Source organism: Cupriavidus sp. CuC1 (assembly GCF_044627735.1).
GTDB classification, from domain to species: domain Bacteria; phylum Pseudomonadota; class Gammaproteobacteria; order Burkholderiales; family Burkholderiaceae; genus Cupriavidus; species Cupriavidus ulmosensis.
In genome coordinates this window covers 1-10,773 of sequence record NZ_JBIUHC010000240.1, presented here as the reverse complement: position 1 = coordinate 10,773, position 10,773 = coordinate 1, and the positions used below count along the sequence as shown (strand labels likewise).

The following is a 10,773-nucleotide window of genomic DNA, read 5'->3' as shown; positions in this document are numbered from 1 at the left end:
GTAAGCTAAAAGACCGAAGTCTTCCGCATCCGCTATCAAGCGCCCACACTTATCGGTTGTTTGTTTGTTAAAGAACTTTCCGCGGTTCGCTTTGCTTGCCGCGTCGCTGCGTTTGCTGCAGCAGAGAAACGAGACTATAAAGAATTATCTGCGTTTCATCAATACTTTTTTAATCTTTTCTTGCTCGGGCCAGATTCGCTATGTGCTTTTCTCACCTTTCCAGCTAACCCCGCAAATTCGGCCGCCCTGCCCTGCAGCTGAGCCTCGTACTGCGAGGGGAGCGAATACTAAGTTGTTCGCGCAACGCTGGCAAGTTTTTTCTAAGAATTCTTGCAGCAAGCTTTGTCGTCGCCGGATGAAGGTCATCGCAGGCCACTTGTATGGTGCCTACGGGCCACCGACCGCCTGCCGGCCGGAGCCAGACGGCACGAGTTGCCAGGCGGAACATATTGTATGCAATAATAGAATGCAATAACATGGTTTGACGCCCGCCACTCAGGCCACGGCCCGGCGGATTCATTGATCTGGAGACGACATGGCATTCAGCACCCCCGGCATGACATCACAACACGTAGCCGCACTTGAGCCGATCGAGAACTACCTGCAAGCCCACATCACCGGCGATGCCGAATACATGCGCAAGGCGTTCCATGCGGACGCCAGGATCATCTCGTTCCGCGAGGGAAAGTTGCACGCCTTGACCCTCGATGAGTTTTCCGCGCGTTTCCAGGGCCAGCCCGCGGCCGATGAAGCACAGCGCAAGCGCTTCATCACGCATTTCGACGTGACAGGCAATGCCGGCACCGCCAAGGTGGTGCTGGAGCATCCGGAAGTGACCTTCACGGACTACATGACGCTCCTGGAGATCGACGGCGTCTGGAAGATTGCCAACAAGACGTTTAGCGCCGCGCCGCCGAAAAAGTAGCCAAGCAAAGCCGCGCAGATCGGCCACCCGCCTTCACAAGGCTGTCTGCAGGCTTTACCCTCCCGTCCCGCCGGCAACTTGCGCTAGCGGGCTGGCCGAGCTGCTCGAAGCCCTTGCGACCCGTCCATGGGCCTTCAGCCAAAAGGCATTCTGGCAACCTCGCCTTCTTGCATGACAGCGCTGCCCCTTTCGTTGATGCCGGCTTACGACAGGCTGCCCATGGGCCTGGCGCCCGACCGCAGCGGCGCAAAGTGTGACAACCTGGACGCGCTCACGCCGCCCCCGCAGCCGCCGGCCGATATCTGGCAGGAGATGCTAGGCCAGGCCGCTTCCTGCACCGCGATATCGATCTCCACGGCCGCGCTCCAGGCCTGCCTTAGGGGTGTTCCTGCGCGTGGGGGAGCAACACTTGCGTGCGCGCAGTCGGCAGGCCGCAGATGGGCGTGCGGAAATCATGCGCCAGATCGGCCGACAACTGGGAAAGCCGCGCGAAGCCTTCACGCGTGGTCCACGAGCGAATCGCCTTGAGGCCGAAAGCCGAATCCGGCGCGCCCTGCGCCATCCGCTCATTGCGCACGCGTGCCGCCTTGCGCAGCAGCTCCGCATCGTCGCGGCAGATCACCTGCGTAGCCAGCGCGCGGTACCGGTAGGTCCCCGCGCTACCAAACACAGTCGCAGCAATCAGGCAAAAGGCGAACGCCAGGCGGGTGGTGAGTGAGAGAGCCTGCACATCAGGGCTCCCGGCGTTCCAGCACATAGCCTACCCCGCGCACGCCATGGATCAGCTTGGTATGGAAATCGTCATCCATCTTGGCACGCAGGCGGCTCACCGCCACGTCCACGACATTGCGGTCGGATTCGAAATTCATCTCCCATACGTGCGAGGCGATCTGTGTGCGGCTTAGCACCTCGCTCTGCCGGCGCGCCAGGAAATGCAGCAGCGAAAACTCGCGCGGCGTGAGTTTGATGCTGCGCCCGGCGCGCGTCACGCGGTGGCGGATCAGGTCGATCTCGAGGTCATCGATCTCGATGCGGACGGCCTCGCGCGCCGGGCCGCGTCGCAGTAGAGTACGCACCCGCGCCAGCAGTTCGACGAACGCAAAGGGCTTGGCCAGATAGCCGTCGGCGCCGAGTTCCAGGCCACGCACACGATCCGCTACCTCGTCGCATGCGCTCAGGAACAGTACCGGCGTGTCCTTGTGCTCACGCAGTTGCTTGAGCACTTCCCAGCCGTTCGTGTCGGGCAGCATTACGTCCAGGATGATCAAATCGTAGCTCACTTCCACCGCCAGATGCAGGCCATCGGCGCCGGTTACGGCCAGGTCGACCACGAAGGCGGATTCGGTGAGCCCCTTGCGCAAGTACGCGCCAGTCTTAGGCTCGTCTTCCACCACCAGAATTCTCATGCTCGTCCCCGTCTAGCTAGTGCCAGCACGGCGCGCCTTGGCGCCTTGCGTGATCGCATGATAGTCCCAGGCGCGGTAGCCCTGGATGACAAATCTGTAATTGAATTGACAGGGTTTCCCGTCTCTGCGCTCCCTAGAATTCACTGCTGTCGCTCCATTGCGCTACCGGTGGTCCACGAACTCAAGTACTGGTACTGGTGCCCGTGGTGGAGACCTGAGCGTTGCCTGAAAAGTGGGCTTCACCGCCCCTGCACCCGGAAAAAAATCGACAGCCTGGAAAATAGGAGAGGAACATGATGGAATGGACTTCGGCAGGACCATCGATACTCGCAGCATTCATGGCCTCCATGGTCGAGTTCGTGGAGGCACTAACCATCGTGCTGGCGGTTGGCGCCGTCCGCGGCTGGCGCTCGGCGCTGCTAGGGACCGCAGCCTCGCTGGCCGTCCTGACGCTACTGGTCGTAGCACTAGGCCCCGCGCTCGCCAGGATTCCGCTACCGGTGGCCCAATTGGTGGTCGGTACGCTGTTGCTGCTATTCGGTCTGCGCTGGTTGCGCAAGGCAGTGCTGCGGGCGGCAGGCATCTTGCCGCTGCATGACGAAGCGCAGGCATTCGCTCGGCAAACCGAAGCCTTGCGGCGGCAAGACGGCCCAATTGGCGAGGCGATCGATGCGGTGGCGTTCGCGACCGCATTCAAGATCGTGATGCTGGAAGGGATTGAGGTGGTGTTCATCGTCATTGCGATTGGCGCGAGCGGCCGCATGATCCTCCCCGCGTCCATTGGTGCCCTCCTCGCGCTGCTGGTCGTGGTGATGCTCGGGTTTTGGCTGCATCGGCCGCTGGCCAAGGTTCCGGAAAACGCCCTCAAGTTCGCCGTTGGCGTCATGCTTGCTGCTTTCGGGACCTTCTGGGTGGGCGAGGGTATCAAGCTATCGTGGCCCGGCGAAGATTGGGCGATCCTGGCGCTTATCGGCGCCTTCCTTGTCGTTGCCCTGGGTATGGTTCGCCTTTGCGGGCATCTGCGGAGCACGTCCTCCCCATTGCCAAACGCAACAGCCTCGCCCCCTCCCCCCGATCAAGGCCGTCTCGCGAAGGTGACCGAGGAACTGGTGGGTCTCTTCGTCGACGACGGCTGGCTTGCTATCGGCGTGGTCCTGTGGGTGCTGGCAGCGTGGGAAGTGGGTGCATTGCATGCTGTCGCTGCTCAGGCGGCGGGACCGCTGTTCGCTGCGGGATTGACAGCGTTGCTCGCGACTAGCGCCGCCCGGCGCGCGCGCGCCTGAGCAGCGGCCGCTTGGATCGTTGTCTCCCCTCGTTCGTGCCAGCGCCGCGACGGCGCCATGAAGTCCGAACCGACTGGATCGGTCACATGCTGTGCGAGCAATGTATCGATGTCAGCCTTGTCCTGCGTGCTCAGCATCCATCCGAATGCGTCATTGATGCCGCGTAACTGGTCCGGGCGACGTGGGCCCCACAGCGCAATCGTCGGGCCCTGATCGAGAATCCAGCGGATTGCCAACGCCAGCCGAACCGGCGGCCAAGCCCAGGCAGACGCATCGCGGCGCCCCGGGCTATACCACTCGCGACGGAAGTCACGCTCGCCACTGGGCGGGAAACGACATGGGATTGGGGTAAGGGCCGAGCGCCCTCCGGTGATTGGCGCTCGGATCGCTGAGCCAAGAGCATCCGCTACTTATCGGCCGTCCGAGTACCCGTCAAACGATGCCGATCTTGCGCAGACCACGGACAAGTCGCGCGAACCGTCATGCGCCCCGTCCGTGAATGGGTCGCGCTTCTGGGTCACGCGACTGCCGCCATCCTGCGGCGCGTCCGAGCTACCAGAGTCTACGGTAGCCGCAGCGGCGATACCGGAGAACATCATTGTGATTGCAGTGGTCAGAATTGCTTGCTTGAGGTTTTCCATCGTGATCTCCAGATCGATGAGTGCGTGGCTTCAACGCGGAGATCAGTGTATTGAGACAGCGGTAACGAATGGATGGCCATTCAATTACGAAGATGTCATCTCGGCCGCTACTTGTGCCTTGAGGTCATTTGGCTACGCTGCTGTCCACAATAGCCGGCGCATCGCATGCGCAATCGAGCATCACCCTCTATGGGGTCACTGATTCTGAGCGGTTCGCTGTACTACGAGCGCGGGCCGTTTGCGGCGGGCTTTGTATATGACGAGTTCCAGGGAAGCTTGGCGCCTGCCAGACGGCGCTGCGACGAGCTGTTCGCCTTGCCGCGCGGCGGCAGCCTTTCCGCCCCTCATGCTTGACTAGGCACATAGGGCGCACCCCCCCCCACTTAAGTGGGGACTCTACAACCGTATTCGGCCTTGCTCCTGCTCCAATTTGGGATAACGTTGTAGAGACAGGTAAAACAACGCTGCGCAAATCCGCGCGCCCCGGCGGCGGCCCAGCAGTAGCCGGCTGACACCATCGCCGCTTGATCGCTTACGTCTGCAGTCCACACGTCACGTTCCGGGGGGTATCGTGTGCGCAAGCTACTGACGCCATTGCTGCGTCCGCTCGGACGCGTCAGTACGACCGCCGTTACACTCGGCGCGCTGCTGCTCGGCCTGCTTAGCACGATCGTCGTGCATTCGCTCTACACAGAGCTGCTGGAGAGGGATGCGCGCCTGCGATTCAAGAGCGATACCAACGATATCGCCCAGCAGATCGATACGCGTATCCGGCTCTACACCGACGTCCTGGTAACCATGCAGGCGCTCTTCGGCGCTAGTGATGATATTTCGCGCGAGGAATTCCGCGACTTCGTCAATGGCCTCAACCTGGAACAACGCTACCCCGGGTTCCAGACGCTGAACTACGCGCCCTATGTGCCGGCCTCCGAGCTGGCCAGCTTTGTCGCCAGCCAGCGCAAGGACGCGGTCCTGCGCGACGCCGGAGTAGCGTTCTCCATCCGTCCCGCAGGAGAGCGGCCAGCCTATTTCGTGTTGACTTATGTCGAGCCGCTCCACAACAACTTGCCGTCGATCGGCATCGACATGGGTGCTGAGCCGGGGCGCCTGGCCGCCCTCGAAAGAGCCCGTGACAGTGGGCAGGCAGTGAGCAGCGGGCGCCTGATCTTCAGCGAAGCAAAAGGTCCCCACGTCGGCATTGCCTTGCGCCTTCCGGTCTACAGAAAGGGCCAGCCGCTCGATTCAGTGGAGCAGCGCCGCCATGCCTATATCGGCTCCGTTGGGGCTGGCATACGAATCAGCGGTCTGCTTGGGGAGATCGCCGGCAACCAGCGCGTGTATGGGACCCACTTCGAACTGTACGACGCCGGGAAACTCGATGGCGAACCAGTACCGCCATCCCCGGCGACGCTGCTGTACAACAGCGCCGGCGGCATGACGGCCACCGCCCCCCCCAGTGCCAAGGCTGCTAGCCGGGCCAGCGCCGTACAGCTTGCCGCTAGCGACGAGCATGCCGCGCTCCAGCGGGCAAGCGTATCGGACGATCGTTCCTTCCTGCGCAAGGAGGTGGCACAGCCGTTTGGAGGGCGGCGCTGGCTCATTGTCTTCTCCGCCGATGCCCAGGCCATGGCGGGCCCGCAACGCTACCTGAAGAGTGTGGTGCTTGGGGCCGGCTTGATCATTACCGCGCTGCTGGCCGGGCTGGCCTACGCGCTATCCAGTTCCCGCTCACGTGCCCTGGCGGTGGCCGATGGCATGACACACAGCCTGCGCGAGAGTCAAGAGGGGCTTGCCCAGGCGCAGCGGATCGCGCACCTGGGGGATTGGCGTATCGACCTTGAGCGTAATGTGGCCTATTTCTCCCGCGAGATGGCCCGGCTGTTGGGTGCGCGAGTGCTGGATCCCACACCCGAAACACTTCTAGGCGCAGCCGATCCTCGCTTCCGCGGCGTGTTACGGCAGAGGATGCAAACCGCCTTGCGGGAGCGCGTCGCCTTCGAGATCGAATGTCCCTACCGCTCATCACGTGGACGCATGGGTTGGCTTCACCTGATCGGCCATGCGCATGGCCCACCGGGTACTGCCGTCCTGCGCGGCACCGCGCAAGACATCACCCAGCGAAAGCTCATCGAGCAGGCTCGCGCACAGGAGCATCTGGTTGCCTTGCATCTCGCCACCGTGTCCAGCGAAGCCGAAGTCCTGGAAAAAATCGTCCGTACCCTGGTCGCGGGCACGGAATGGGAGGCGGGTGCATTCTGGCCTTCGGATGCAGGACGTGGCTTGGCGCTTGCACCGGTTCGCCGGGCCAGCGAGCAAGAACTGGATGCTTGGCTGGCACGACGGCCGGTCGACCCTCAGGCAGGTCAGGCAGACGCACTGACGGAACCGCGTTGGTATGCGAGCCGCAGTGCTATCGCGCGTTTGCCTCAGCATCGCTGGCTGGACGACGGGAGCGTGCGAACTGTATTCGCTTTCCCACTGCGCAAGGGCACGACCACGCTTGGACTGGTGGAGTTGTATTCGCGCACCAAGCGTCCACGCGATCCACATGCGCTTGCCATGGCCAGCGCGATAGCTAGTCACACTGGCCACTTCCTGCTACGTCGCCAGGCCGAGGAGACCCTGCGCTTTTTTGCCAATCACGATGCGCTCACCGGTCTGCCCAACCGGCTGATGTTCAAGAATCATCTCGAGAGCAGCCTCGCTCGCTCCCGCTCCCGTCAACACCGACTCGATATCGTCTTTGTTGACCTGGATCAGTTCAAGAGGGTCAACGACACCATGGGCCACAACGCGGGCGACGTCTTGCTGCGTGCCGTGGCAGATCGCTTTAGCGCCACGCTTGGCGAAGCCAACCTCATTGCCCGGCTCGGTGGCGACGAGTTTGTCATACTGGTCGAGCCGATCGACGACTTTTCCCTTCTGCACCGCATCATCAAGCGCATCCAGGCCGCGCTCGCATCCGGCTTTGTCGTCAATGGCAAGGAGCTGCAGATAACGGCAAGCATCGGCATCAGCTCCTTTCCCGAAGATGGCGATGACGCGCAGACGCTGCTAAAGCATGCTGATCTCGCCATGTATGCCGCCAAGCAGCTCGGCAAGAACGGCTTCCAATACTATGTGCGCGAGATGAGCGTGTCCCTGCAGAATCGCATCGACATGGAAGCGCATCTGCGCAGCGCACTCGAGCACAATGAGTTCGTGCTGCACTACCAGCCACGCATCTCGCTGGACACCAATTCCTGTACCGGCGTGGAAGCCCTGATCCGATGGCACCACCCGAAGCTCGGCATGGTGATGCCCGCTGACTTCATCCCGATTGCAGAGGAATGCGGGGCCATCGTGCAGATTGGCGCGTGGGTACTGCGTGAGGCTTGCCGCCAGAATGCGCAATGGCTTGCCGACGGCATTGCCCCGATACGCGTCTCGGTCAATCTTTCCGCAAGGCAATTTGCCGACAAGGACCTGAGGCAGGTGGTTCTCGATGCCCTGAAGCAAGCCGGCTTGCCAGGACATCTGCTCGAACTTGAACTGACCGAAAGCATGGTAATGCGCGATGCCGAGCAAGCGGCGCGCTGGCTGTCGCGCCTGAAGCGAACGGGGGTACGCCTAGCCATTGACGACTTCGGCACCGGCTACTCTTCGCTCGCCTACCTGAGCCGTTTCCCGATTGACACGGTGAAGATCGACCGCTCGTTCATACGCTATCTGCCCGACAGCAGGAGCGATGCGCAAATCACGAGCGCAATCATCGGGCTAGGACATCAGATGGCGCTGGAGGTCGTGGCCGAAGGCGTCGAGAACGAGGCCCAACTGGACTTTCTTCGCCTCGAGGGATGTGACGAAGTCCAGGGCTACTACTTTAGCCGCCCTATTCCGGCCGAGGACGTCACCGCGTTCCTCTCCAGCCATACCGTGCACGACCTGCTACCTGAGCAGGGACCGCAGCCGATGCGCGCCTGATTCTGGATTCCGGCGCGTGCCCCAGCGTCAACAATAGGAGGAACCACATCATGACAGTGCAGAAACAATCGATTGAACGGTCATGGCAAGCAATCGATGCGCTCGATTTCTCGAGAATCAAAGCCAAGCTTCTACATGGCAAGTCCGCTCATTGGAGCCCCGAAAGCCTGGTCGATGCCGAGGCCGGTTACCGCAGGTTTCTCAAACTCGCGGCAAAGTACCCCGACACATCAGTCGTACCCAGCGAACAGGTAGACGCATTCTGGCACGCCCATATTGTCGATACCAGGCGCTATGCGAGCGACTGTGAGCACATTTTTGGCCATGTCCTGCATCATGACCCCTACGTCGGTATTGATGGCCCACAGGATGAAGCCCGCCTGCGCGCGCTGGCCGAGGCAAGCGCCCGGCTTAGCGCGCGCGAGTTTGGGTTGAGACCGACGACGGCGGCCTACTGTGCCGTCACCGGCGAGGGGAAACCCACGCTGGGCCCCGCGCCGGCGGACACCAAGGCGGCGTACTGCGCAATCACCAATGGGACGCAAGCGGCGTACTGCGCAATCACCTCCGGAGTCGCTTCGTCCCATTGATGGCCAGGTCACGCCCGTCGATGTCCAGCCGGTCTGACGGGGTATGGCTATACCTCGCCGCTGCTAAATCCACGGGGCCCACCCACGGGCACCCACCTGCAGCGATTGGCGAGCGTGCTTGTAGAGGGCAGCAGGGCCAGTTGCAAAGTGCTGAGCCAACTGACTGACCGTAGGCGTTTCGCGGCACCCCGCCCAGGCCCGGGAGGGGTGCCGTTCTGCCGGAGACGATGCGATGATAGAAACATTGCTGTTCAGCAAGCCGTTTTCCTTTCTGGCCTGCCCACCGATAGCAGAACTCAAAGAAGCCATCGATGCACTTAACACGCTGCCGGGACATTCTCGCTGGCTCAAGGAGGAAGACGCCATCCGCCGCGAGCATGTGCCTGCCTTTGTCGAGCAGAGCCGCCAGGCCCTCGAGGCGCTTGTTCCGGGCCGGTCCCTCATGGTCGATAGCCTTGCCGATCGGATTCGGCACACACCACGGGTGCTACAGGAGCTGCGCGAGCACGGTCCGGATGTGGCAGCTGCCGCTCACTCCTACTTCTACTGGCGCTACTCAGCCGACGTGCTCGGACGGGCGCAGGGCATTCCGCGCAGTGCGCTGGAACGTCAATTTGGCAGGGTGGCGGCACGCGACGGCTCTCACAAGATCATTTGGGGCTGTCCGTGTTGCGATAATCCGGCGCGATACCAGGTCGATGGGCTACTTGCCAATCAGCGCCCGGCCCGCCAGGGCGGCTTTGCGCTCGAGTGCGATCACTGCGGGCATCAGGAACGGGTGTATGCCGGATTTTTGCATTACGGGCGTCTCCAGTGCCAATGCGCTGCGTGCAAGAGCTATGTTGGCGTTCTCGCCTATGACATGGCCAGGGCTGCGCGAAAACTTTCTGAAAATCTCGAGAAGTACGCCTGGAGCCAGGCTGCCGAGACCCTTGCCGAGATCCAGGAGTACAAGGACGAGTCCCTGCAAATGCTCCAGCGCCGGGCTAGCCCATCCCGCAATGCCGCTTCCTTCGCACTCGAAGTCGCGTCGGGCAGGCACCAATCGATGCTCGCAATTCTGGCGAGCCTGGACCCTGGCCTGGAAGGCTGCATCGAGAAGAATCCCAGGGCTTGGGCGTTGCTGTGCGAACTGCTTCGCGAAGGCGTCGTTGACAACGAATACCTCATTTACGAGGAAGCTGACCGCGAGCGCGTGGCGCTGCAGTTGTCACTGCTGGAAGAGCCTTCCTCCCAGGGGCAGGGCTTGCCACAGAAGAATCTTGAAACTCTGTTGCAAGGGTATCAGCCTGCGTCTCGCGAATCCTTTGTAGCGTGGCTGAAAGCAAGCTCGCAATTAAAGCTTTTCACCGGCAAATTCTGTACCGCGGTGGAGGTCACCTGGAGACCCAATGCGCAGCGCTGCAAGCTCGTTGCTAGCAGCCAGGACGACCATCTCCGAGAGCTCCCGCACGATGCGGCGCTGAGAGCGGCCACAGCCTTCGTGCCGCCTTCAAAACAACCGCCTCACACTGACGCTGAAATTGAAGCAGTGACACTACTCAGGTCACTGGGGTACATTGTTGTGGCTCCTGCAGTCATTGAAGCGCACGGCTACTCCAAGCTAGAAGAAAGCACGCCACTCAACAGGTAGCCCCGCACAGCATGAATCGGCGATCTTCATCTGACGGCCCACCCCGGGGCCGATCGCCGAAGCGCTGATAGGCGGCAAGACACCTGACGCAACGCTTCGCTGGGACAATACCAATCCATAGCGGCCCTGGTGCAACTAGCGAAGGCCAGCGAGGAACGGCCGGCTTGCGGGGACCTCGGCAAACTGAAGGCACCGCCTTCCAGACAGCGGCCCCAGTGGTATCTTTCTGCGGCCACTTGCTCCAGAGTCAGCCAAGCCTCTTGCATCAAGCTGCCGATCAGAATGTCGTCATCCAGCCTGGATCAGGCGCTCCTATCCGGGCGCGGCTTAAA

8 protein-coding genes are annotated in these 10,773 nt (G+C 61.8%); 5 read left to right on the top strand and 3 right to left on the bottom strand.

Features of this window, described 5'->3' with window-relative positions:
• Positions 1–535 precede the first annotated feature (535 nt).
• Entirely contained in the window at positions 536–925 is a 390-nt protein-coding gene (locus ACGLHR_RS48375; protein ID WP_400102843.1) for a nuclear transport factor 2 family protein, read from the top strand.
• 376 nt (positions 926–1,301) lie between these two features.
• Here the strand turns inward: ACGLHR_RS48375 and ACGLHR_RS48370 are convergent, their stop codons facing one another.
• Complete coding sequence (locus tag ACGLHR_RS48370; protein WP_400102842.1) at positions 1,302–1,655, bottom strand: hypothetical protein; 354 nt, start codon at positions 1,653–1,655, stop codon at positions 1,302–1,304.
• Between the two features lies 1 nt (position 1,656).
• Positions 1,657–2,331 (bottom strand): heavy metal response regulator transcription factor, encoded by a 675-nt coding sequence (locus ACGLHR_RS48365; RefSeq protein ID WP_400102841.1) that lies wholly within the window; start codon positions 2,329–2,331, stop codon positions 1,657–1,659.
• A 293-nt stretch (positions 2,332–2,624) separates the two neighbouring features.
• Here ACGLHR_RS48365 and ACGLHR_RS48360 point away from each other — a divergent pair, with 293 nt between their 5' ends.
• On the top strand, positions 2,625–3,614 hold the full coding sequence (locus ACGLHR_RS48360) for a COG4280 domain-containing protein (protein ID WP_400102840.1): 990 nt from the start codon (positions 2,625–2,627) through the stop codon (positions 3,612–3,614).
• Between the two features lie 410 nt (positions 3,615–4,024).
• On the opposite strand, the gene ACGLHR_RS48355 is transcribed toward ACGLHR_RS48360, so the two are convergent.
• Positions 4,025–4,255 (bottom strand): hypothetical protein, encoded by a 231-nt coding sequence (locus tag ACGLHR_RS48355; protein ID WP_400102839.1) that lies wholly within the window; start codon positions 4,253–4,255, stop codon positions 4,025–4,027.
• A gap of 573 nt (positions 4,256–4,828) precedes the next feature.
• On the opposite strand from ACGLHR_RS48355, the gene ACGLHR_RS48350 reads away from it, so the two are divergent.
• From ACGLHR_RS48350 to ACGLHR_RS48340, 3 genes are all read left to right on the top strand, one after another.
• The gene (locus ACGLHR_RS48350) at positions 4,829–8,218 is read left to right on the top strand and encodes an EAL domain-containing protein (protein ID WP_400102838.1); all 3,390 of its coding nucleotides are present in this window, start codon (positions 4,829–4,831) and stop codon (positions 8,216–8,218) included.
• Positions 8,219–8,268: 50 nt separating this feature from the next.
• Entirely contained in the window at positions 8,269–8,808 is a 540-nt protein-coding gene (locus ACGLHR_RS48345; protein WP_400102837.1) for a glycine-rich domain-containing protein, read from the top strand.
• A gap of 232 nt (positions 8,809–9,040) precedes the next feature.
• The gene (locus ACGLHR_RS48340; RefSeq protein ID WP_400102836.1) at positions 9,041–10,441 is read left to right on the top strand and encodes a hypothetical protein; all 1,401 of its coding nucleotides are present in this window, start codon (positions 9,041–9,043) and stop codon (positions 10,439–10,441) included.
• Positions 10,442–10,773: the final 332 nt, after the last annotated feature.